The organism is Hydrotalea sandarakina, assembly GCF_003254115.1.
In the GTDB taxonomy this organism is placed as follows: Bacteria; Bacteroidota; Bacteroidia; order Chitinophagales; family Chitinophagaceae; genus Hydrotalea; species Hydrotalea sandarakina.
In genome coordinates, this window is the sequence record NZ_QKZV01000004.1 from 229,736 (window position 1) to 254,361 (window position 24,626).

At 36.9% G+C, this 24,626-nt stretch carries 21 protein-coding genes; 9 read left to right on the forward strand and 12 right to left on the reverse strand.

Annotated features, from left to right (window positions below):
• Nucleotides 1-31: 31 nt before the first annotated feature.
• Together LX80_RS07985 and dnaN are read right to left on the reverse strand one after the other, a co-directional pair.
• The gene (locus LX80_RS07985) at nucleotides 32-859 is read right to left on the reverse strand and encodes a sterol desaturase family protein (RefSeq protein WP_111295020.1); all 828 of its coding nucleotides are present in this window, start codon (nucleotides 857-859) and stop codon (nucleotides 32-34) included.
• 101 nt (nucleotides 860-960) lie between these two features.
• The gene (dnaN, locus tag LX80_RS07990) at nucleotides 961-2,076 is read right to left on the reverse strand and encodes a DNA polymerase III subunit beta (RefSeq protein ID WP_111295184.1); all 1,116 of its coding nucleotides are present in this window, start codon (nucleotides 2,074-2,076) and stop codon (nucleotides 961-963) included.
• 143 nt (nucleotides 2,077-2,219) lie between these two features.
• Between dnaN and LX80_RS07995 the strand changes: the two genes are divergently transcribed.
• The 4 genes from LX80_RS07995 to nagA are packed head-to-tail and all read left to right on the forward strand — an operon-like array spanning nucleotide 2,220 to nucleotide 5,514.
• Nucleotides 2,220-2,702, forward strand: coding sequence for a regulatory protein RecX (locus LX80_RS07995; RefSeq protein WP_111295022.1), 483 nt, complete (start codon nucleotides 2,220-2,222; stop codon nucleotides 2,700-2,702).
• Entirely contained in the window at nucleotides 2,699-3,631 is a 933-nt protein-coding gene (locus LX80_RS08000; protein WP_170120406.1) for a lipid A-modifier LpxR family protein, read from the forward strand. The genes LX80_RS07995 and LX80_RS08000 overlap by 4 nt, the downstream gene beginning before the upstream one ends.
• A gap of 10 nt (nucleotides 3,632-3,641) precedes the next feature.
• Nucleotides 3,642-4,430, forward strand: coding sequence for an amidohydrolase (locus LX80_RS08005; RefSeq protein WP_111295026.1), 789 nt, complete (start codon nucleotides 3,642-3,644; stop codon nucleotides 4,428-4,430).
• A complete protein-coding gene (nagA, locus tag LX80_RS08010) occupies nucleotides 4,423-5,514 on the forward strand; it encodes an N-acetylglucosamine-6-phosphate deacetylase (RefSeq protein WP_111295028.1) in 1,092 nt (363 codons plus the stop codon). The genes LX80_RS08005 and nagA overlap by 8 nt, the downstream gene beginning before the upstream one ends.
• 19 nt (nucleotides 5,515-5,533) lie before the next feature.
• Here the strand turns inward: nagA and LX80_RS08015 are convergent, their stop codons facing one another.
• Nucleotides 5,534-6,148, reverse strand: a complete 615-nt coding sequence (locus tag LX80_RS08015) for a cation transporter (protein ID WP_111295030.1) — start codon at nucleotides 6,146-6,148, stop codon at nucleotides 5,534-5,536.
• A gap of 275 nt (nucleotides 6,149-6,423) precedes the next feature.
• Here LX80_RS08015 and LX80_RS08020 point away from each other — a divergent pair, with 275 nt between their 5' ends.
• From LX80_RS08020 to LX80_RS08030, 3 genes are read left to right on the forward strand one after another with little or no spacing between them, the layout of a single operon-like run.
• Entirely contained in the window at nucleotides 6,424-7,419 is a 996-nt protein-coding gene (locus LX80_RS08020) for an ABC transporter substrate-binding protein (RefSeq protein ID WP_211307731.1), read from the forward strand.
• Nucleotides 7,419-8,294, forward strand: coding sequence for an ABC transporter permease (locus LX80_RS08025; protein ID WP_111295034.1), 876 nt, complete (start codon nucleotides 7,419-7,421; stop codon nucleotides 8,292-8,294). Before LX80_RS08020 ends, LX80_RS08025 begins: the two co-directional genes overlap by 1 nt.
• Before the next feature lie 7 nt (nucleotides 8,295-8,301).
• Nucleotides 8,302-9,051 (forward strand): ABC transporter ATP-binding protein, encoded by a 750-nt coding sequence (locus tag LX80_RS08030; RefSeq protein WP_111295186.1) that lies wholly within the window; start codon nucleotides 8,302-8,304, stop codon nucleotides 9,049-9,051.
• Between the two features lie 14 nt (nucleotides 9,052-9,065).
• On the opposite strand, the gene LX80_RS08035 is transcribed toward LX80_RS08030, so the two are convergent.
• The 3 genes from LX80_RS08035 to LX80_RS08045 form a co-directional block, all read right to left on the reverse strand.
• On the reverse strand, nucleotides 9,066-11,456 hold the full coding sequence (locus LX80_RS08035; RefSeq protein WP_111295036.1) for an alpha-L-rhamnosidase-related protein: 2,391 nt from the start codon (nucleotides 11,454-11,456) through the stop codon (nucleotides 9,066-9,068).
• A gap of 26 nt (nucleotides 11,457-11,482) precedes the next feature.
• Entirely contained in the window at nucleotides 11,483-12,796 is a 1,314-nt protein-coding gene (locus LX80_RS08040; RefSeq protein WP_111295038.1) for a Gfo/Idh/MocA family protein, read from the reverse strand.
• An 83-nt stretch (nucleotides 12,797-12,879) separates the two neighbouring features.
• The gene (locus LX80_RS08045; protein ID WP_111295040.1) at nucleotides 12,880-14,235 is read right to left on the reverse strand and encodes a 3-keto-disaccharide hydrolase; all 1,356 of its coding nucleotides are present in this window, start codon (nucleotides 14,233-14,235) and stop codon (nucleotides 12,880-12,882) included.
• A 410-nt stretch (nucleotides 14,236-14,645) separates the two neighbouring features.
• On the opposite strand from LX80_RS08045, the gene LX80_RS08050 reads away from it, so the two are divergent.
• Both LX80_RS08050 and LX80_RS08055 read left to right on the forward strand, forming a co-directional pair.
• Nucleotides 14,646-15,569, forward strand: a complete 924-nt coding sequence (locus tag LX80_RS08050; protein WP_111295042.1) for a sugar phosphate isomerase/epimerase family protein — start codon at nucleotides 14,646-14,648, stop codon at nucleotides 15,567-15,569.
• A 70-nt stretch (nucleotides 15,570-15,639) separates the two neighbouring features.
• On the forward strand, nucleotides 15,640-16,401 hold the full coding sequence (locus LX80_RS08055; RefSeq protein WP_111295044.1) for an SDR family NAD(P)-dependent oxidoreductase: 762 nt from the start codon (nucleotides 15,640-15,642) through the stop codon (nucleotides 16,399-16,401).
• 60 nt (nucleotides 16,402-16,461) lie between these two features.
• On the opposite strand, the gene LX80_RS08060 is transcribed toward LX80_RS08055, so the two are convergent.
• From LX80_RS08060 to LX80_RS08085, 6 genes are all read right to left on the reverse strand, one after another.
• Nucleotides 16,462-19,326: an alpha-galactosidase gene (locus LX80_RS08060; RefSeq protein WP_146250429.1), complete on the reverse strand. Its 2,865-nt coding sequence runs from the start codon at nucleotides 19,324-19,326 to the stop codon at nucleotides 16,462-16,464.
• 126 nt (nucleotides 19,327-19,452) lie between these two features.
• Nucleotides 19,453-19,842, reverse strand: coding sequence for a DUF302 domain-containing protein (locus LX80_RS08065; protein WP_111295048.1), 390 nt, complete (start codon nucleotides 19,840-19,842; stop codon nucleotides 19,453-19,455).
• 74 nt (nucleotides 19,843-19,916) lie between these two features.
• Nucleotides 19,917-20,429 carry a peroxiredoxin family protein gene (locus LX80_RS08070; RefSeq protein ID WP_111295050.1) on the reverse strand — a complete coding sequence of 171 codons (513 nt, stop codon included), beginning with the start codon at nucleotides 20,427-20,429 and terminating at the stop codon, nucleotides 19,917-19,919.
• A 140-nt stretch (nucleotides 20,430-20,569) separates the two neighbouring features.
• Complete coding sequence (locus LX80_RS08075) at nucleotides 20,570-21,892, reverse strand: GntP family permease (RefSeq protein WP_111295052.1); 1,323 nt, start codon at nucleotides 21,890-21,892, stop codon at nucleotides 20,570-20,572.
• A 25-nt stretch (nucleotides 21,893-21,917) separates the two neighbouring features.
• Nucleotides 21,918-23,228, reverse strand: coding sequence for a glycerate kinase type-2 family protein (locus LX80_RS08080; protein WP_111295054.1), 1,311 nt, complete (start codon nucleotides 23,226-23,228; stop codon nucleotides 21,918-21,920).
• A gap of 26 nt (nucleotides 23,229-23,254) precedes the next feature.
• Nucleotides 23,255-24,538, reverse strand: a complete 1,284-nt coding sequence (locus tag LX80_RS08085) for a serine hydrolase domain-containing protein (RefSeq protein WP_111295056.1) — start codon at nucleotides 24,536-24,538, stop codon at nucleotides 23,255-23,257.
• Nucleotides 24,539-24,626: the final 88 nt, after the last annotated feature.

Consider the following 24,626-nt stretch of genomic DNA (forward strand, 5'->3'; position numbering starts at 1 on the left):
TTTTTTTTACAAAGATGGCAGATTTCCGGCACTACTTATTGGTTTTTTGAAAAGGGAATTTTAACAAACGCATAAAATTCTCGTCATCGGCGTTGGAATAGTATTTATCTAATCCATACTTAATTTTTTGAGGGGACAAATGCCTGAAAGTACCCAATAGCCGATCCCAAATGGATAATATTGCACCATAATTACTATCGGTATAAGGCTGTTGCCAATGATGGTGAACTTTGTGCATGTTAGGCGAAACAAATACAAAACTTAATGTATTATCAATCCATTTAGGCAAACTAATATTAGCATGTGTAAAGGCAGTGATGGCTACCAATATGGTTTGAAAAATCATTACCGAATACATAGGTGCCCCACTTAACCAAATACCAATAAAGAAAAATAAACCACGTAAAATACTTTCTATGGGGTGATGGCGTAACCCGGTAGTTACATCTACATTATTATCGGCATGATGAATAATATGAAACCGCCAAAGCCAGGCATTTTTATGTTGCACAAAATGCACTAACCATCCACCAAAAAAATCGAGCGTAATAAAGGCAATTATAATAGTGCCCACAATACCTGCATGCAACCAATAAACTAAACCAAAACCGCTTACTTTACACCAATCACTTAAAGCCACAATGCCAATGGCTAAAAACGTATGTATAATTAAATGAATGAGTGTGAATAATAAATTTACCCCTGCATGACGCACTTTAGTTTTTTTATAATGCATGGGCAATAAAGGAATTGCACCTTCTAAAATCCAAAAAAACAATAAACCCGATACTAAAATTATCATCCTTTCTACCGGGTGTTTATCTAAGGTTTGAAAATATTGCACCAGATTTTCAAGCATGGCAAGACTGTTTTAGCATCAATTTACTAAAATTTTAAAAAGGGCACAAAAAAGCCCCGTCTTACAAAGAAGACAGGGCCAACAATTATGTAAATATTATATTAATTATTCAGCATTAAAGGCATTACCAGCATAATTAATTCCTCATTTTCAGCTTGCTCGGCGGGTTTAATAATACCGGCTTTAGTAGGCGTTGATAATTCAATGACCACTTCAGGAGTTTCGGCGGCATTCAACATCTCAATCATAAATTTAGCATTGAATGCAATTTGCAATTCACCCCCGTCAAATGTACAAGCCATTCTTTCATTACCCTCAAAGCTAAAATCAACATCTTGTGCAGTTAAATGCAGTTCATTACTGGTAATGTTTAAAGCTACCTGATTGGTGCTTTTATTTGAAAATACGCTTACACGGCGCAGTGCATTTTGAAAATCGGTTTTATTAACTACTAATTTGTACGGATTATCAACGGGTATAACCACTTTATAATCGGGGAAACGAGCATCAATTAACCTACAAGTCATTTGAATTTGGCCATGACTTACAAACAAGTGGCTATTGTTGTAGCTAAGGCTAATTTCATCATCATTATCGGGTAAGGCATTCTTAAGCAGATTCAGCGGTTTTTTGGGAACAATAAACGAATCATTGGATGTGGCTTTGGCATCGGTGCGTTTGTACTTCACCAAGCGGTGTGCGTCAGTTGACACGAACTGAACAGCATCGGTAGTTAATTCAAAAAACACACCGGTCATTGCAGGACGCAAATCATCATTACTAACAGCAAATAAAGTTTTATTGATTGCAGTTACCAAAGCACTGCTGGTCATTTTAAATGCGGTAGCGTCATCAGCAACGGGTTCCTTGGGGAAATTATCCGGATTTTCGCCCATTACCTTGTACTTACCATTTTCACTGGTAATTTCTACTGCATGGTTTTTATCAATATCAAAAGTTAAAGGCTGTTCAGGAATATTTTTTAGGGTATCCATTAATATTTTAGCAGGAATACAAACTTTTCCATTGGTTTTACTTTCTACTTCTAATTGCACCCGCATTACAGTTTCTAAATCGGTAGCCACCACATGTAGTTTTTTTCCTTCAATTTCAAACAAAAAATCTTCTAAAATGGGCAGTACGGTATTGGCACTAATAACGCCACTAATGTGTTGCAGTTGTTTTAAAAGGGAAGATGAGGATACAATAAACTTCATATTTTTCTTAATTTTTGTAATGGCAACAAACCTACTGTAATTTGTTAATATTTCATACACAATTTATGCCCTATTTCAAACAGAATGACCACATTTGACATAGAAAGGCATAGATTTGAATAGCAAAGCATAAGTTTACAAGTATGCCGCAACAACTAACATGGGAAAAAGCGCTACAAAAAATGAAACATTTTTGTGCTTATAGAGAGCGCAGTCATTATGAGGTTAAAGAAAAATTATATGCGTTAGGGCTACACAAACCCGAGGTAGAAAAAATGCTGAGTTTGTTAATTGAAGACAACTATTTAAATGAAACCAGATACGCTACACTTTTTGCCGGCGGTCATTTCAGGCAAAAAAAATGGGGTAGAAAAAAAATTGAATTTGAATTGAAACAGCAAAAAATCAGCAGCTTCAACATTAAAAAAGCTTTAGCGGTAATTGACGAAACTGAATACAGGCAAACACTTCAACAACTGGCTTTAAAAAAATGGCAAACCTTACGTGGACAGCAGCCTATTAATAAAATGGCAAAAACACAAGCTTATTTAGTTCAAAAAGGTTATGAGCCCGGCTTAGTGCATCAGCAAATACAATGGTTAAAACAACAAACCACCGTTTCATGAAAATCTGGGTCTGCTTATTATTCTGTTGTTCCATTTCACAAATTTTTGCCCAAAAAAATGGTCCTGCAAATTGGCAACATAGCATATCCATTACTACCGATAACGATGCATACTTGCTTCAGGATAATGATAAATATTACACCAACGGCTTATACTTTCAATATAATTTCAGTCACCAAAAACAAAATGCTACAATAGTGCAAAGTATTGAAGCCGGACAAGCTTTATACACACCTCGTTTACTTACCTTTTACCCCGATAGTGTGGATAGACCTTATTGTGGTTATTTATTCTTAACCTACAAACACTTACGTTTACAACAGCATTATGGCCTACAATGGAATGTTTCTGTTGGAACAATTGGCAATAATTCTTTGGGCCAAAATTTTCAAAATGGATTACATCATTTGTTGGGGCTTTATCCGGTAACCGACTGGTATAAACAAGTACAAGTGCCTATTACTATTAATGCAATGATTCAATACATGCCATTTATTCATGCATTAACACAATCAAATACAGCCAAAATTATTCCGGTATTTACGGCAAATGCAGGAAATGTTTATACTAACGCAAAAGCAGGTGCATTTTTTGTTTTGGGAAAATTAAACGCCAATACAAACAGTGCCTTATGGAATGTGCCGGCTTACAACCCGTCAAAAAGCCATCAAAGCCTGGAATGGTTTGTGTACTTTTATCCTGAAATTACTTTACAAGGATACAATGCTACCGTACAAGGCAGTAGCAGTAATACAAGCAGCACAGTTGCCGGAACACCCGAAAAATGGATGTACCAACAAAATTGGGGAATAGTATTGGCGCAAGGCCATTGGATGGGAAAAATAGAAATTGTTTATCAAACAAAAGAATGTATTACACAATACTTGCCACAACGGTATGCATCCATTCAACTAACCTATTGTTTTTAAAAACAGTGCAATGAAAGACTTACGCATTAGTTTGGTACAAACCCATTTACAATGGGAAGATATTGCAGGAAACTTGCAACAATTGGAAGCCAAATTACAATCCATACCAATTGGTACACATATAGTTGTTTTACCCGAAATGTTTAGTACGGGTTTTAGCATGCAACCCGAACGGCTTGCCGAAACCATGCAAGGCAACACTATTTTGTGGATGAAAAAAATGGCTGAATCAAAAAAGTGTATTATTACCGGCAGTTTAATTATTCAGGAAAACGACTGCTATTATAACCGATTAATTTGGATGTTACCGAACGGGCAAATGGGTTTTTATGATAAACGCCATTGCTTTGCTTATGCGGGAGAAGATAAACATTACACACCGGGCAATAAACGATTAATTGCATCAGTAAACGGATGGAAAATTAATGTACAAATTTGTTACGACTTGCGCTTCCCGGTTTGGGCTCGTCAGCAAGCCAATAACCCACCGGAATATGATGTTTTAATTTATGTTGCCAATTGGCCTGAAAAAAGAATACATGCCTGGAAAAGTTTGCTAATAGCAAGAGCCATAGAAAATCAATGTTATGTAATTGGTGTAAACAGAATAGGTAATGATGGCAATGGTATTGCCCATAGCGGTGATAGTATGGCTATAAACCCATTGGGCGAAATTTTATGGCATGAAGCCAATAAAGAAGCCATTGGAGATGTAACTTTAAGTAGCGATTTTTTAAACGAGGTAAGGTCCCGATTCCCCTTCTTGGCCGATGCCGATAAATTTTCCATTCATGCCTAATGACTATGTTTTATACGGACGCCATGTTTTTACCGGCAATGCTTTATTAAACAACCAATCCATCCACATTCAAAATGGCATCATTAACAACATTGAACCATTTGATGATGCTCATTCACCCCAACAAATATTTGACTATATAAGCCCCGCCTTTATTGATGCACAAATTTATGGTGCGAATGAGCTATTGCTTTCCGCATTTCCCAATAGCAAAAGTATATGGGCATTGCAAACGCATTGTAAACAATGGGGTACATTACATTTTTTACCCACTATTGCCACCAATACAAAAGAAATAATGTATGCCGGCATTGATGCAGTGAAGCAATACTGGCGCGAAGGAGGCAAAGGTTGTTTAGGCTTACATTTAGAAGGGCCATGGATTAACAAAGAAAAAAGAGGCGCACATATTGAAAGTATTGTACATAGCCCCACCATTACTGAAGTAGAAGAACTATTAGCCTATGGCAAGGGTGTCATTAAAATGATAACCCTAGCGCCTGAAGTTTGCAATGAAACAATCATTGAAATAATAAAACAAGCAGGTATTATAATATCGGCAGGGCATAGTAATGCCAGCTTTGAAGAAGCGACCCATGCTTTTAACAATGGCATACCAACGGTTACCCATTTGTATAATGCTATGAGTCCGTTATCGCATCGAGCACCGGGAATGGTGGGTGCAACATTTTTACATCCAACAGTTTATGCATCTATTATTCCGGACGGTTATCATGTACATTTTGAGGCAGTAAAAATTGCCTGCAAACAAATGCCTAACCGCTTATTTGCTATTACCGATGCTGTTACTACTACGCATACAGGTCCATATCAACACACATTAAACGGTAACAAGTATGAAAGTAATGGCATTTTAAGTGGCTCGGCATTAACAATGCATCAGGCATTTAAAAATTTAGTTAACCGGGTAAATATAAATATTACGGATGCTTTGGCTATGTGTTCCACTATACCTGCTAAAGTCCTAAAGTTAGATGACGAGATAGGGTATATAAAAAAGAATTATAAAGCAAACATAATAATGCTGAATTCCGAACTAAACATAATCAGTTGTCTTGATTAAATAAGTTAAAAACCAAGTACTATTTCACCTCACTTACCCCGGAAACACTATAGCCCGTTGAATTAATAGTATGAATAATATCATCTAATGTTGTTTCTAGCATATTAAACTCAACTATTGCGGTTGATTCACTGAACGAAGTTTCAAAATTTACAACCCCCTTATGATTTGCTAAACTCATTTTTATCGTATTAGTACATGCCTCACATTCCATACCTTCTAACATTAATTTCACTTTCTTTACCACAGTTTTATCTAGATAAGCAGGTTTTTCAATATTTTTAATTTTCGGAATAAAAATGGAGGAATAAAAAGGAAAAGTAATTAATAACAAGGACAATAAAGTTATTGAGCTTAACAAGTAAAACTTCTTAGATAATGAAAATTTACTATTAATCTCAGTATTCTTATCTAATTTGGGTATAGAAAAAAATTGATACCAAGAAACTACTAATGAAATGAAGGTGATACTAATTAAAGCCGGCCTATAGGGTTCCATCCATGAAAAAAAAGCAGTAACTGTATGATTTTTTGTTATTAGTGCAACAACAGGCATTATACAGCTCAATGAGGTAATGAATGCTAAGATTAAAGCAATCAATCCTAATTGAATTTTGGCATTCACTGTTCTCATACAGGGTCATTTATTTCTAAACAAATTCACCTTTCTAAGTTAATACCTTTGCAATTTTTTTTCACACTTTATTCAATAAAATTTTAATCACCTTTAACTCGTTTATGTATAAGTGATGTATTTTATGCTTCTTTACCAATTGCAAGTAAATTCAATAACCATCATTTAATAACAAAAAAACATTCATTTCATATATGCATAACAGACATTATAAATATTTATGGAAATACCACGATAGCAGCCTAATTTTAAACAATGAATAAAAATTGTTGTTAATGGAGCTAATTAAACGTTGTATCGGCATGAAGCCACTAAAATATGTTCAGCTATTTGCATTAATATTTTTTTTAAGTGCCTGTACCAATAAAAGCAATGTTCCGGTAGTTGGTTTTGCCGATGCATTTGAAGACAATACCATTGAACAAGCCAAAACAGGATTTATTGCCGCATTAAAAGCCAATGGTTTTGATGAACAGAAGGGTACCGTTAAAATTATTTATCGGAATGCACAAGGCAGTATTCCTACTTTAACTCAAATTATTCAGTATTTCATTACACAGCAGGTAACATTAATTGCAGCCAATGCTACATTACCAACTATTACTGCCATTCAAAATACCAAAACCATTCCGGTATTTATGATGGTAGCCGCAACACCCCAATTAATGAAATTGACCGACGCCCAAGGACATGCGCCAGCCAACTTATTTGGCGTTGGCGAAAATTTGAATTATATAGATACTTCATTTTTATTGATTCCGCAAATATTACACCCAAGCAATAACCAACCGCTTACTGTTGGAATGATATTTAATCAGTCGGAACCACAATCAGTAGAAGCCATTAACCGCATTCAACAATTGGCAAATGCAAACCATATTAATTTGGTTTCTTTACCTGTTAATAGTAGTGCCGATGTGCCTTTGGTAACGCAATCCTTATTATCAAAACACATTGATGCATTTTTTGCCAATCCGGATAATACCGTTTTTGCTTCATTTGAAAATATTGTGCAGGCTTGTAACCGACAACATGTTCCTATTTTCACGAGCGAAGCCGGTTTAGTGGCTCGTGGTGCGGTTGCCGCTTTTGGCGCAAATATTTATGATTGGGGATACCAGGCAGGTGAGCAAGCTGCCTTGTTCTTAAAACAAAAATCAACCAACGGTTTACATTGGGAAATGGTTAAAGTACGTAACAGTGTTTATAATCCTGCTGTTGCAAAAACTTATAACTTACATTTTCCATCCGATTATAAACCCATTCAATAATGGAATTTTATTTATCAGCTTTGGTATTGTCGCTTTGCTTAGGAGCTATGTCAATGGGGGTTTTTATTTCCATGCGCATTTTTAATATTCCCGATATTACCACCGATGGAAGCTACACATTAGGTGCAGCAGTAACTGCCCTTTTATTAGTTCAACATTGGCCGGTATATATTGTGGTTTTAATTAGCATGCTGTCCGGTTCCTTGGCTGGTATATGCACCGCTTTCATTCATACTAAATTAAAAATTGATGCCTTGTTGGCGGGCATTTTAGTAATGACCGGCTTGTATTCCATTAACCTAATCATTATGGGCCGCTCTAATATTCCATTGATTAATTTACATACCTTATTTTCCTACATTCAAATTTTTCCGCATTCCATTTATAACACTTTGGCTACAGGTATCATTATTATTGGCGCCTTTGCAATATTGTTATGGTATATATTGTTAACCGATTTTGGCATTGCGATGCGTGCAACCGGCAACAGTTCCAGCATGACACGTTCATTGGGTATTAATAACAATAAAATGAAAATTATTGGCTTAGCTATGGCTAACGCACTTACTGCTTTAAGCGGGTCATTGGTTGCCCAGTACCAAAATTTTACCGATATAAACATGGGCATTGGTATTGTTATTGTAGGCTTAGGTTCAGTATTAATTGCCGATGCACTGCGTATTTGGTTCAATATTGTGGCTATTGGTGCTCAAATTGCATTGGTAATTGCAGGCAGTTTTATTTTTCAAATGGTATTAGCTGTTACGCTTTCCTTAGGGGTTGACCCCAACATATTAAAGCTGGTAACAGCATTGTTTGTATTGCTTATTGTTGCCCTGCCAAGGGTTAAAAATGTTCTTAAACCAAATGAATAATAGGGCAATGATTCAGTTAGAGCAAGTAACAAAAATATTTAATGCCGGAAGAGTAAATGAAATTACGGCACTTAACAATGTTTCATTGCAAATTAATGAGGGGGAATTTGTAATTATTATTGGTGCCAATGGCTCAGGAAAAACAACTTTATTCAATACCATAGCAGGCAGCGTTATTCCCACTAAAGGGAAAGTATTCATTGCGGGTGAAAATGTTACTTTTTTGCCCGACTTTAAACGCAGCAAATATATTGCTCGTGTTTTTCAAAATCCTTTTGATGGCACGGCGCCGGATTTAACCATCTTAGATAATTTTAGATTAGCAGCCCTGCGTACGCAACCCAAACATTTAACCATTGGCAATACTACAGCATTTAAAAAAAGAGTGAGAGAAGTAATTGCTCGCCTAAACTGGGGATTAGAAAATAAATTGAACCAACCCATGGGCACATTATCGGGCGGGCAACGACAAGCACTTACTTTATTGATGTGCATTATGGATAATACCAAAATTTTATTGCTGGATGAGCCTACAGCCGCATTAGATCCTAAATCTGCCGAAATTATTTTAAATACTGCACAACACCTCATTCAGGAATACCACTTAACTGCCATTTTTATTACGCATAATTTAAAAGATGCACAACAATACGGCAACCGGCTTTTACAAATTCATGAAGGTAAACTGGTTCGCGATTTGGATGCAACAGCCAAACAAAAAGTGTTATTACAAAATATGTATGAATGGTTTGGTTAATCTTTAATAAAAAATCAGGGTAACGTAAACGCATTGCTGCCACCATGCAATGGGTATGAATGTTGCTTCCACTCTAGTTTTCCGCTTAACTTTTCAGGCAAATGAATGTTAACTTGCCATTGCCCATTTAGTTTTTTATAGGCCACTGCAATTGTACCATAGGGATGAGGAATTTGTCCACTTATGTTGGTAAGCTTACCCAAATGCGGACTAATTTTTACGCTTTTAAAACCCGGTGCATCACTATCAATTCCCAAAACAGTTCTATAAATTTCAATATTCGGACTTGCACCCCATGCATGACAATCGGAACGTGAACCATTGATGTCAGAAGTTTCAGCCCAGGTTGTTAAACCCATTGCTAAATTTTGTTGCCAAATACTTAACCAATCTAAATAATCATTTCCCAAACCCGCTTTAATAAGTGCCTGATGCACATAGTACTTAAAATAAATGGAAGCCGGTGCCAATTGCTTATTATTCAAAAGTTGCCTTGCTATATTTTTAGCGGTAGTACCATCAACAGTATTGGTTAAAATAGCTAAAGCATTAGCATGCTGCGAAAACAAATTGCCATCATCAATATCTGACAACAAACCTACTTCGTTACGCCAATACTTTTGCATAATGGTATGTTGTAACTGAGTGGCCTTTGTGTTATATAATTTTTCATAAGCAGGCATGCCTAATTGTTTCTCTAACTGCGAAGCAATTTGATAAGCCCAAAGCAGTTGTAGATCTAATATAGCCGAAGAGCCATTTTCAGAATAAGGTGCAGTACCACCATTCCATCCCGTGTGCCCATCTACCCAATCAGTAAACATCCAGTAAGGAACATGTTGTAACGAGCCGTCTTTTTGTTGGTATTGCTGAAAAAACCATAAAATATTTCGTACCCCTTGCAGTTTTTGAGCAATGAAAATACTATCGCCCCTATATTTCCAATAATCAGCTAACATGCCAATATACCATAATGAAAAGGTTGGTATTTGTTGAGGCGTATAGGAAGGATGGCGACTTAAAGTAATACCTTCCGCCATTCTTGAATGGTCCATTTGGTTTAAAGCGTTTCTAACCAATCTGTCATCACCGCTATTGTATAAAGCAACTAAAGCCTGAATTCTGCTATCGCCAATGTATTGCAATTGCTCATAGTAAGGGCAATCCATAAACGTTTCAATAGCACATAAACGAGCTGTATGCCAGCCGGTTTGCAATATTTTATGCAGCATGGTATCCGATGTTTCAACAGCTGCATTTAGTTGATAGGGATAGCCAATAAATGTAGTATAAATATCTTGTACCGTTATAGGTTCATTTGTCGTAACTATCTGCAGTTGAATATAACGAAAGGTACGCCAGCTTAAACTTGTAAACAATTGATGCTGCTCACCGGAAGCTATAATACTATCTTTTCTACCTAAAATAACTTTATTTGCAATTTCATTTCGGTTGCCTTTTTGCAGTGTAGGTTTACCATTCGCATCTTTCTCAAATAAAGCTTCCGCATAGGTTAAAGTAAGCGTAGCATTATTACCACCGGAAAATAAAACATGAACAAAGGCATTGGTAAGTTGTGCATTATCTAATAACAAGGTTGCGGAACTGTGTGCAGGAATTTGTATAGGAGAATTGCCCAATAAAAAATTATTATTGGCTACTACACCAATGGCACTGCGTATGTTTTTAATTCTTGTATCAGTTAATTCCATTGGAGGTAAACTGCCGGGTACCAACATCCATTCATTAATATCGCCAACACCTTTTGGTTTAGCCCCTGACCAACCAATATTTACTGCAGAAGGCCATGAATCATCATTAAAATCAATTTCTTTCCAATGCAAAGGCATATGGTGCATATTCACAATTTCACCAGGACCTGCAACATAATATCCTGCATACCCAATACCCGCAAGCGGTTGATAAGCTTTACAAATAAAACTTTTCCAACTGCTATTGGTATTAACTGCACTTTCATCCGCTGAATTACCTTGCATTAGCCAACCTGTACGATGCGATATTTGTGCTTCAGGTCTGTAACTGCTTTCATTCCACACCTCAGCAGCAATAATATTAAAGCCCGTTTTTAAAAAAGGTTTTAAATCAATGGTTGTATAATTCCAATAGTTCAAGTCACTTCGTGCCGGACCTAAGCTAACTAATTGGCCATTTACATAAAGTTTATAACGATTGTCTGCCGATACATGAACCCAATATTGTTGTGGTAATTGAACAATGTTGATTTGTTTTCTAAAAAAATAAACACCATAATCATTGAGTGCGGTGTTGGGTGCTTGTATCCAATGAGCGGACCAGGTTTGGTTTTGTAATGCCACATTTATTGGTTGGGCAACAATGAAATTGCCAATCACAACACTTAAAAAAAAGCCTATTACCTTTCGCATAAACAAAACATTTTAAACCCACTCATTTAAATTTCGGGTTGCCAACCCGGTTCATATGTTCTTCCCCATAATGCCATAGCCTCAGCATCATCAATAATATGTCCGTTAGCTGGATTGCAATACAATGTACGGCCTACCCTTTGTGCTATATTAGCTAAATGACAAAGTAGTACACTCTTGCTACCTTCTGTTACGGGAGAAGTAATTTTCGTTTCCCCTTTTACAGCATCAATAAAATTGCTGAAATGATAAAAATCTAAATTACCATTGGCACTTACAGGGTTAGAAGGATCAGCTACCACTTCGCTTTTTACTGCTTTAACTAAGTGATTGTCTTTATCGTATATAGCATAATCGCCACCCCCTTTATTTACCAAGGTGCCTTTATCACCATAAATAATAAATCCTCTACCGGCACCCTCTACAGGATAAATATTACAACTTCTACTTTCCCAGGTAATGGCTTTTTTATCACCGAACTCAAATCCGGCCACTTGCGTATCAGGTGTTTGCCAATCATCTTTAAATGCATAACGACCACCGGTTGACGTAACTTTACTGGGATAATCAACATTTAAAAACCAGCGGCAGCAATCAATTTCGTGTGTACCATTGTTGCAAGCTTCGCCGGTTCCCCAATGCCAAAACCAATGCCAGTTATAATGTATTAAATTATCCTGGTAAGGTTTTCGTGGTGCAGGACCTTGCCATAACTCGTAATTTAATGTAGCAGGTACCGGTACCACCTTGCCGTAGCCAATGCTAGTTCTATTGTTTGCATACCAGCCTTTTGCAAAATAAGTATTACCAATAATGCCATTGTGCACTAAATTAACCGCTTCAATTAAACTGGGAAATGAACGACGCTGATTACCCATTTGAATTAACTTGCCATATCGCTGCATAGCGGTTACAATCATTTCGCCCTCATGCGGATTTTGGCCGCAGGGCTTTTCAACATAAACATGTTTTCCGTTTTGCACACCTAATATTGCAGCAGGTGTGTGCCAATGATCAGGTGCTGCAATTACTAAAGCATCAAAATCTTTTTGGGTAACCAATTTCCGAATATCAGATACAACAATGGGTTTCCGTTGGGCATCTTTCAATGCATCTAAACCATTTTTTATGGCGCCCTGCTCAACATCGCAAATGTAAGCCACTTCAACATTCGGCAACTGCGAAAAACTTTTAGCCAAATAAGCCCCTCGACTATTTACACCCATTACCGCAACAATTACTTTATTACTGGGTGCTAATTTTCCAAAAACCGGAAAATTTAAAATGGTTACACCGGCCGTAGCCAATGTAGCTTGTTGCAAAAATTTTCTTCTTTGCATAAACTATTTTTTTGTACTTAACTGTATTGCTACTATGTAGCTTTTCTTGCGTCGCACACTTGTACTTTTAGTACACTATTCGGCTATTGTAACGTTTTAATTTTAATGCTTCTAAAGCTAACCTCATTGCCGTGGTCTTGTAACAAAATATGTCCTTGCTTTGCCTCGCCAAAATTTTTCCAAATTTTAAATTTGCTAATAGCAACTAAAGCCCTGAATGCATCAGAACCTCTATCATATTCCAACACTTTTATACCATTTAAATAATGTTCTACATGGTTATTGGGGTACACCACAATTCTTCCGGTATTCCAACTACCAACAGGATGCACAAAGCGTGATTCTTTTTTGGCAGGTATTAAATCATATAACGATGCTAGCGTTCTATCCCCATCTCTTCCCAGTTTAGCATCAGGGTGTAGTGCATCATCTAAAACTTGATATTCCAAACCAATAGCAGAACCTTCATTATGTTCCGTTAAGGTTACAAAATATTTCACACCACTATTAGCGCCGGGTGTTAATTTAAACTCAAACGATAAATCAAAAGCGCTGTATTGTTTATCAGTTACTACATCACCGCCATTGCCACCTTCTTTTCCTTGCGATGCCAGCACCGTAATCATTCCATCTTTTATTTGCCAATCGGTTTTAGGAAAATGATCTTTATAAGCACCACGCCATCCATCACTATTTTCGCCATTAAACAATAATTGCCAGCCCCATTGCTTTTCATAGGGGCACAAATAATTGGGAATATTATTAACAACGTATATGGCTTTATGAAAAGGACTTGATTGAATATTTTTAGTTTGTATGCGAATATTTTTAAAATACACTTTTTCACCGGCTAATGCACTGTTATTTCCTATGCTATGTACTTGTAAAGCAATAAAACCCTCTTTATCCATCGTATCTACAACATATGCTGCGGGAACACCATTAATCCATGTTTTTATTTCATTTCCTATGCATTCTACTTTTATGTGATTGAATTTAGCAGGCATATAGGCTTTTTGTGCATCGGGATTTAATGAAAGTGGATACAACCAATCGCGCCGAGCTTCATCATATAAGCCACCTGTCCATTTGCGGGAAGATGGGTCTAATTCATATTGATAACCATATACCCTACCTGCTTCATTTACATGGCTGCGCAATTGCACACCGGAATTAGAGGTACTATCCGGCAACATAGCATCTAATTCTAAAACAAAATTTCCGTAAGTGTTTTTCGTTCTTAAAAAACTGTTGGGTGAACCTGCAACCGTTTCACCCACAATCATCCCATTCTGTACGCTAAACTTGGCCGTTCCTGCAGCTTGTTCCCAACCTGTTAAATCTTTCCCATTGAATAAGGATATCCAATTTTGAGCAAATAAGTTATTACTAATGGTTGCGCTACATATTATTACAACCAGTGCAAATAAACGTTTCATGTGGCAGCAATTAAGGTATTGAAAAATTACAACCTTCACTTAAAACCAACAATTAAATTATACTTATTACTTGCCTGTTTTTGCAGTCAATATGTATGCGTACTTCCATGCTGTTTCAAAATCGATAATTATTCTGTTGCTATCACTACAAGCAATACTAATGCGGTAAAGCCTTTCAAAAGGTTGTACATCCGAAAATAATAGGAATGACATTCGTTTTCTATATCAGTTTGATATTTATCAAAAAAATGTAATCAAGCTATGATGCTAAAATGTTTCCATTCATTCTAAAATATAACAGTGAAGCCATTCACACAAAAAATTTATAAACCAAAAGCCAAATTCAGGGCCTACTATAGTAGGACAACTTACAACAAACAACTAACTTTAAACACCTAAAACCTAACGATATGCTGAAAAGAAGAGATTTTTTAAAAACAACCGGAATGGCTGCATTAAGTGGCTTAGCTGTTTCCAAAGCGGTTGCCTCAGGCAGTTTTTGGGAAACAATGCCGCCTGCCGGAGTTCAGTTGTATACCTTTTTTAATGTAATTGATGCAGATGTACCGGGCACTTTGCAAAAAATTGCTGACATAGGTTATAAAAACATTGAATCGGCTTTTAGCAAAAAAGGCGGTTATTATGGCATGACCCCCAAAGCATTTGCAGCGTTGGTAAAGGATAAAGGACTTTCCTGGAAATCGCACCATGTATTAGGTGCGCCGTTTCAATTGCCACCCGGTCGCAAAATGCCTAATGGGCCCGATGGGAAACCCATTGTTATTCCGCCTATGAAAAATTTACGCGACAATATGCAGGAGCTAGTTGATGAAGCTGCTGAAGGCGGTATTCCTTATTTGGTTTGTGCCAGCATTCCACTCAATACAACAGATGAAATAAAATCGGCGATGAACACTTTGAACAAAACGGATGAGGCTTGTAAAAAGGCCGGTATTCAGTTTGCTTACCATAACCATTACACCGAGTTTAAGCCGGTTGATGGAGTTTTGCCTTATGATATTATTTTAAAAGAAACACCTGTTGCATTGGAATTAGATTTGGCATGGGTTACCAAAGCCGGCGTAAATCCGGTTACGTTATTTGAACAAAACCCGGGGCGCTACAAATTATGGCACGTAAAAGATATTGACAAGGATTTAAAACAACCACAGCCGGTAGGTACAGGTGTTGTAAATTTTAAAAATATTTTTGAGCACGCAAAAACCTCAGGCATGCAATATTATTTTGTTGAGCATGATAATCCTGCTGACCCATTTGCCAGCATTACCACCAGTATGCAAAATCTGAAAAAAATTTGGGGCAGCATTGCTTAAAAGTTGTTTAAAACAAAAGTTGGCGTAAACTAATTGCTTAGCATTATTGTTTGAACAAAAAACTCATAACATGAGCAGTACAAAAATAGCTTTAGTAACCGGTGGCAACAGGGGATTAGGAAAAGACATGGCTTTACAATTAGCACACAAAGGACATAACGTTATTATTACTTATCACCAAAACCGTGAGTTGGCCATACAAACAGTTGCTGAATTAGAGCAATTAAAAGTTAAATCCGTTGCATTACATTTAAACCTTTCAGATGTTAAAAGTATTCCGGCATTCATTGTAACTTTAAAAGATACATTGCACAGCAATTTCAATGCTACCCATTTTGATTATTTAATTAACAATGCCGGCATGGGCGCAACTGTTCCATTTGAAGAAGTTACAGAAGCATTGTTTGATGAATTTTTGAACGTACATTTTAAATCGGTGTATTTTTTAACGCAACACTGCATACCTATTTTAAATAACGGAGGTTGTGTTATTAATATTTCCAGTGGCACCACCCGTTATTGTAATCCGGGTTATTCTGTTTATTCTTCCATGAAAGGAGCGGTTGAGGTATTTACGCGTTATGTAGCCAAAGAATTAGGTCACAAAGGCATTAGAGCCAATGTGGTGGCACCGGGCCCTGTTGAAACCGATTTCAATCATGCTGCTATTCGCAGTAACCCTTTAATGAAAGAACGATTGGCATCACTTTCGCCATTAGGCAGGGTTGGCGTTGCCGAGGATATAGGTAGTGTAGTAGCTTTTTTATGCAGTGATGAAGCACGTTGGATTAATGGTCAGCGTATAGAAGTGAGTGGCGGTATCAATATTTAAATTATACAAGAAACGCCATAGTGAAAATACTATGGCGTTTATTTTTTAGTTTACACAACACTATAGGTTTAATATGCCGGCTGCCAGCATATGTGTTTGTTGCAAGGCATTTTTTTCGTAGGGTGAAGGTAATTGAGGCACCTCTTGCATGGGTTGTAAAGTGATCATTTTTACTTGCACGGGTTGTTGGGTTTGTTGGGCAATTGTCCATACCTCTATTTTTCCTTTCCACTGATTCGCCTTTTCATTTGGCAAAATTTTAAATGTAGTTGTATTATTCATTGCTTTCATTATAACGGAATAGCTGCCCCAATGTCCATCTTGCTGTTGTGTATTAAAATTAACTGATTGACCATTTTGTACAATTTGAATAGTAGGAAATGGCTTTCCTGTATACGCACTATCCGGCTGCATCATAACTACCAAACGGGTTTGTTGAATATTTTCATTTGTATTCAACTTTACATCCAGGTGGTTTGATGAAAATTGTACTTCACCCTTAATAGCCTCATTAGCTTTAGGTTCATGAATAATTAGCTGATTGATGTTCTGCAACTCATTATTAACGGTAACAGATTTTACCATTTCGGGATTCAGAAGTTGTACTTTACCTGTGGTTGCTAAAACTGCAAAATTCAGGGCTTCATGATTCGTATTTGTTTCCTGCATAATGGCATTTGTTAATAAGGGTTTTACCGCTTTTTGTAAGGGATAAACCCGATAAACAGCCACTTCAAACCCCTGTAATTCAGGTAACACAATTGTTGCACCTGCTGCATATAAATTTGGCGATACCCAATGTGTTGGATAAATCCTTTCCAATACAAGTGAAGCGGCCGTATCAGCTATTCCATATTGTGTAGAAAGTTTTACAGTAAGTTGCTCAGACTGAATTTTTGGATTACGAACTGCAATGATACCTTCATTGTTTTTGAAATGCGAAAACCCATATGCGTTACCATTGGCAGGATTGCCACCCACCATAAAGGTTTTATCCATCAAGGAAAAATGTTGTTTAGCCCAATTCAAGGAAAGGCTTAATACTTTCCATTCATCATCATTTAATAAATCGGGCGAAAGATATAATTCATACATGGTAACACCTCTGCTAAAATAAAAAACCACATCATCGGCAAACTTTGCTAACGGATCATCATTGCCGCCAACAGAAGCTAAATTCCCTTTAATAATTCCATGCGTCATCATATTACTCAAAGGAAACCATACATCTTGTCGATTAAAATCATCGTACAATACAATATCTTTATAAGTCATGGCTGCATCTCGGTCGTTAATTACCGGTGTGTTAGCATAACCATAATCAGCCCCTTGCATCCAAATTTGGTTGGCGTATTGTAACCACCATGGACTTAACCATGTGCCTGAAGTAATATTCAAATATTCTTTAGGGTTAATAGCGCGAACAGCTTTGCATTTTTCAATAACACTTTCAACTGCAGCTCTGCGAGAATGGTAACCAATGGCGTGGCCATTACCGGATTCACTGGAAGAAAACTGAATGCCATCCCATTTAAAATATCCAACACCTTGTTTAGTAAAATCGGTTACGCGTTGTTCAAACAATTTACTGTAATTGGGCCCGGCAATGTCTAACATGGCATCATTAGGTGTTTTACCAACGGTTTCATAGCCATGCGCTTTCATCCAATTTATACGTTTCATTCTAAACGAATAGCCGCCGGTAGGCCCTAACCAAATACCTAACGTGGTACCCATTGGCTTTAATGCATTTACAATAGGCTGTAATCCATTGGGAAAAGTTGTTTTATTCAACATCCAGTTACTTTCATACACATCCCATCCATCATCTAACACAAAAGCATTTAAATGAATGCCGTATTTGTCTGTCATGTTTTTCTTAAACAAATCAATAATGTGCAATATGTTTTTTTCATTCATTACATGATCGGGGGCAACTTTTGGATAAGAAGGTGAACGCAAATCGTACCAGCTATTGTATAATGCATAAGGTTCATCGAGCATTACTTTTATTTCATTAACGTAATTATAAAACCAATCCTGCACTGCCTTATTAGGCGATAATCCTTGTACTACCCAACTACTCTCTATCCATTTATCTTTTACAACAACGCCCATCAATTCCTTACATTTTAATTGCAAATCATTTTCATTAATACGCGTAAGCAACGAATTAGCTGCGGGATATTCCACCCCAAAAAATACACCGCCTTGTTGTAACTGTGCGGCACAAGGCTGACCAAATTCGCCCTTTTTCAAAATAGTAAATGATTCTGTTTGGTTGTGTTGTTGTAACGCCACATATTGAGCAGTGGTACTGCTTTCTTCACGCATACTGTAACCATCATACTTTTCATTGTTAAAATACACTTTCCCTTTTCTGGCATTAAAAGCTTCAACCCATTGTTTTTGCAAAGTAGTATCAATCAATGCAATTTTTCGTTTTGCATAAAATGCATTTTCTAAAAGCAAATAGGTAATTCTAAGGCGTAATGTATTTTCTTTGTCAATGGGTTGAAAGTATAACTGTAATGCCTTGCCATTAGGCAAACTTGTCCATTCGTATTGCTGAAAAACAAAATCTTTTTTGGATAAAGTAACTTGTAAATCGCCATTAAAATCTTTTCCCGGGGCACTCCAATCTGTCCACATCAATTCTACTGAAAAATCGGCATCGGTATAAACTGAATAAGGCTTTGAATTTTGATATTGTTGTAACCAATTCGCATTAGCCGAAAGTACATCGCTTTGAATTTGCTGATGCTGTACAACAATTTGCTGGCTAACTTTTGAGTTTGATAAAATAAATATTTGCTTATCACCATTTTGTTCAACATGCGATACTACTTGTGCGGAAGCATTTGTTAAACCAACTAAAGCAAAAAAAATAGATGCAAGAATAGCAGTTATTGGGTTATTGTGCATAACTAAAATATTTTGAAAGAAATATGGCAATACCTCTTTCAAATATAAGCTATTCCGAACGTTTAATTTTTACACAAACGTTTGTGAAACTGCATGGGTGTTTAAAATGTTGTTGTGAATGTGGCTTTATTTCAGTTGCTGTATTACTTTTTTCAATTTATTACTTACTTCTTCCGCCAATTCACCCAATAAAGGATTCTGAATGGCTTGCATGGAAGCAATGGGATCAACCGCAGCAACTTCAACTTTTCCCGGTGCAATTTCCTGCACCACCACATTACAGGGCAGCATTGTACCAATTTTTTCTTCGGCCTGTAATGCCCGATAGGCAAATGGCGGATTGCAGGCACCTAAAATTGTATAAGGGGGAATATCTACATCTAATTTCTTCTTCATGGTTGCCCGCATATCAATTTCGGTAAGTACACCAAAGCCTTCCGTTTTCAATGCATCGGTTACTTTTTGAATGGCATTGGCAAAATTATCATGCACAATGGTTGAGAAATAATAAGACATAACCGTTAATTTAAGATGAAAGAATACGTAAAATTATTTCTCAAAATCCACATTCACTGTGACAAAAGTCATACCTACTTCGATTTTTGAACGGGTGGAATTACCCGAAGAAAATTGGGAAATTTTTCGGGCTCGTCATAGTATAATAATAATTGTTGACGAGCATTGTATAAGAACATTGAGGGATACTTCCTTGGCGTAAACCGCTGAATAAATTCATTGTTTACATCGCGTAATAATGTAACATTGGGTTTACCAATTAAGTTAGGGGCAAAACGCGTTAAAAAATTAGCCATTGCTGCTTCAGAATCTAATGATACTAAATACATGCCAACATTTTTAAAGGCAGCATAATGTGCATTGATTTGTTGAAAGGCATGTTGACAGTGATCACAAGTAACATCAAAAAACACAATGAACAATAATTTATCTTTGGCCAATTGGCTACGACCAAAAGGCTTGCCATTGAATTGATAAAATTGAAACTCAGGAATTTTCTTGGCGGGTGAAGGTGGTTGTGCTTGCAAACTAAAACTTACAAACAAAGAAACAAAGAAATAAATGCCTATTTTAAAAAAATGCTTCATGCGTATATATGGCTGTTAAAAGGTTGACTGTATAAAAATACTAAATTGAAAGTCATTCTTACTTATAAATTTCCTATCCATTCGTCTTCCGCAATCTTTGAATAGGAAGCTGCTCATCAATCCAGTCAATATTAAAAACCTTATTGCATTAAGCTTAGTAAAAAAATGATACCCATTGCCGTTAAACCCATCCATAATGTGGCAATGGTGTAAACGCGTAACATTGGCTTCATTTCTAAAGAAGAGAATTTTGTAACCACCCAAAAATAAGAATCATTCGGGTGTGAAACAATCAATGAACCTGCCCCCATAGCCAACACCGCAAATGCAGGACCGTTACCGGTTGACAAACCCAATACATTTAAAAAAGGTAAAACAATAGAAGCAGCTGTAATTACAGCCACTGTGGTTGATCCTTGTGCCGTTTTTAAAAGCACTGCAATTAAAAATGGAAAAAAGATTCCCATTTGTTGCATGGGTAAAATTGTAGCATATTGATGAATATTGGCAGCTGCTAAAATTGCTCCAAAGGCCCCTCCTCCCGCAGTAATTAAAATAATACCTGCGGCTTTTTCTACGGCTGTTTGTAAAATGACAGGTATGTTTGCTTTATTATTTTGTAAAGCCGAATATAGCGCTAACAGAATACCCACAAACAAAGCAACTTCCGGCGTTCCCAACCAAATAATGAAAGTGGGCAATTGTATATTTTTCCCATACGTAAGTAATATCGACCTTCCTGCAATTAATAGAATAGGCACAATAATGGGCAAAAATGCCATAAACGCAGAAGGGTAGGATTGTTTCATTTCAGTGGATAATGTATCAGGTACTTGTTGCTTTAAAGCAACATCATCCCATTTTTTTGCTGCATAGCGTCCCCAAAAGTAGGCTACGAACATGGTTGGAATAGCCACCAATATACCCATCCATAATAAATTACCTAAATCAACTTTTAGTGCAACAGCAGCAGCAGTAATACCCGGATGTGGCGGCACTAAAGCATGTACAGCCAGCAAGCCGGTTGAAAGGCATACAGCCAATACCAACATGGGCATACCTGTTTTTCGCGCTAATGATTGATTGATTCCACTTAATACAATGTAACCCGAATCGCAGAAAATGGGTAAGCCAACTAAAAATCCTGTTAAACTCATCGCCAAAGTTGCTCTACGTTCTCCTATCCATTTTAAGATAACATTTGCCATAACGGTAGTAGCTTGACTATATTCAAGCAATCCGCCCAATATTGTTCCTAACACAATTAATAAACCAATTGATTGTACCGTATTACCCAAACTGGTTTTAATGGTAACAATCATGGTTTCAATGGGCATTTGCATGCCAATACCTACCACTACAGCAGCTAAACACAGTGCAATAAAAGGTGGCCATCGGTATTGAACAGTTAACAATACCAATAAAGCAATGGCAACAATAAAAACAATCATTAATTGTATCATAACATTTGCCCCTTTTATACAATAGTTAGTGAATAAATACCATCACTATATCCATAACATTGGTTTGAGTGGGGCCGGTTTTAATTAGTCCATTCACCTGCTCAAAAAAGTGGTAGGCATCATTATTGTTTAAAAATAAATCCGGCTTTAAACCCATTTGTTTGGCTAATTGCATTTGTTCGTAATTTGTAAACGCCCCTGCAGCATCCGTAGGGCCATCCGTTCCATCAGTACCTATAGCTAATACAAATGCATTTAGATGAGAAGGCAGGGCTAAGCCTGCGGCCAAAACCAGTTCCTGATTACGGCCACCCAGTCCATTTCCTTTTATGGTAACAGTTGTTTCACCACCCCATAACAAACAGGCGGGTTTAATGCCCGTGTAATTTTCTGCATATTTCACAATGTCTTTGGCTACCTCTTTCGCCTCGCCTTGCAATTGAGAAGAAACAATTTTGGCATAAAATCCCATTTTTTCAGCAGCCTGTTTTGCCGACTGCAATGCCATTCCGTTATTGGCTAATATAACGAATGAAGTTTTATTGAAACAGTTTTCACTAATTTTTGGTGTGTCGGGAATTTCCCCATTCAGTCCTTTTTGTAAATGTTCATAAATAGCTGAAGGAACTTTAGACAATAAATGATACCGTTGAAGAATACCCCATGCATCTGCATAAGTAGAAGCGTCGGGAACAGTTAGTCCGGAACCAATTACCGAAGAATCATCATTCAAAACATCAGAAATAGCTAAAGTTAATACCGTAGCCGGCATCAATAATTTAGCCAAATTTCCCCCTTTTAACGTGCTAATGTGTTTACGAACGGTATTCATTTCATGAATAGCAGCACCACAGTTTAATAAAAGTTGAAACGTTTTTTGTACATCGGAAAGCGTAATGTTGTTAGGCAAGTCTGCTACTAAAGCCGATGCCCCACCGGACAGTAACACCAAAACACAATCATTGGCTGTTACCGATTTTGCAAACTGTATAATGGCCTCAGCCGCTCGTACACTTTGTTCGTCGGGTACAGGGTGGCCTGACTCAATCACAGTAAAATGCCGCAAAGGCAAAGCATGCCCATACTTGGTAACCACTAATCCTGCAGCAATCATATTCCCCAATTGTTCTTCTACGGATAAAGCCATTGCTGCTGCAGCTTTCCCAATAGCTAGTACGTAAATTTTAGATTCATTGCATGGAATAATTTTATTATTAATGAGTAAAGAAGCATTTGATTGTAGAAAAATGTTTTTAAACAAATTTTCAGGTTGAACAACAGAAATTGCTTGTTGAAGAATAGTTAATGCCTTACTATAAATATCAGAGTGAATCATCGTGCTTTATAATGGAAAACGATATCTTAATTCTTCAAAGCCGCATACATCATGTCCTGAATTTTCTGTGCAATATCACCGTGGCTGTTAGGTGTTTGTTGGGTAAAAATAATGCCCACCAAATGCGCTTTTGGATCAGCCCAGTAAGTAGTTCCCCAAAATCCGCCCCAAGCAAAACTGCCTTTATTGCGAGGCCCGTGTGCTGCACCCTTTTCACTAACTATTTCAAATCCTAAACCAAAATCATTTTCGCCATTAAATTTAAAATTCAGTTGGTTGCTTATCATCATTTCAACACTACGTGGTGACAGCAAGGTATGTCCGTTATAAGTTCCTCCATTTAACAGCATTTGTAAAAAAGCTGCATAATCCATGGCAGTCGAAGTTAAATCTGCACCACCGGAAAAATAGGTTTTCTTTTCTAAAGGATAATTGGGATCAACCCCCATCATTGTTTTTTCCCAAGGAATAATGTGGTGAAGCGAATCTTCGGTATAGGCAACCACCAAGTGATTTGCTTCATTTGCGGGCACATTAAAAAAAGTATGCTGCATGCCTATAGGTTCAAAAATATGTTTCTGAAAATAAGTGCTTAACGATTCACCGCTAATTACTTCTACCAAACAACCTAATAAATCATAATTCAATCCATAAGTCCATCTTTCACCGGGCTGATGTGCTAATGGTAATTTAGCCAATGCATTCATGGCAGACAATAAAGTTTCACCTTGCTTTGCCAAACCAAATCCGGGAACAATACCCGCTTTAGCATATATGGCTTTCATGGAAGCACTTCCAATACCGGGATAATCTAATCCGGAGGTGTGGGTTAATAAGTCGCGAATAGTAATAGGGCGTTTTGCAGGCTCGGTAGTGTAAGTGGTATCTTTTTCATTAAAAGATTTTAGTACCGTCATACTTTTATAAGCCGGAATAAAATCACTTACCGGTTCATCTAACAACAACTTACCTGCTTCATACAATTGCATTATGGCAACAGCAGTAATGGCTTTGGTTTGTGAAGCAATTCTAAACAAATCTGTACGCTGCATTAATTGCTTTGTTGCTTCATTAGCATAACCATAGGCTTTATATTGTACTACCTGATTATCTTTCACCACCAGTGTAACAGCACCATTCAGCCAATGTTGCTGAATATATTGTTGCACCAGTCCATCAATTTTAGCCATTCGTTCCTCATTCACTGAAGCATTTTTCCCGCTTGTTTGAATGGTTTGTGCAAAAAGGGAAAAGGGGAGAACAAGTAAAAAAACGAAAGCGTATTTTATTAAAGTTTGTAGTTGTTTCATAAACAAGTTATTTCAATTACTTTCAATATACTTTTTTTTATGGCAATTTTCAGATTTTTAGCAATAATTTTTTCATTTCGTATTTTTA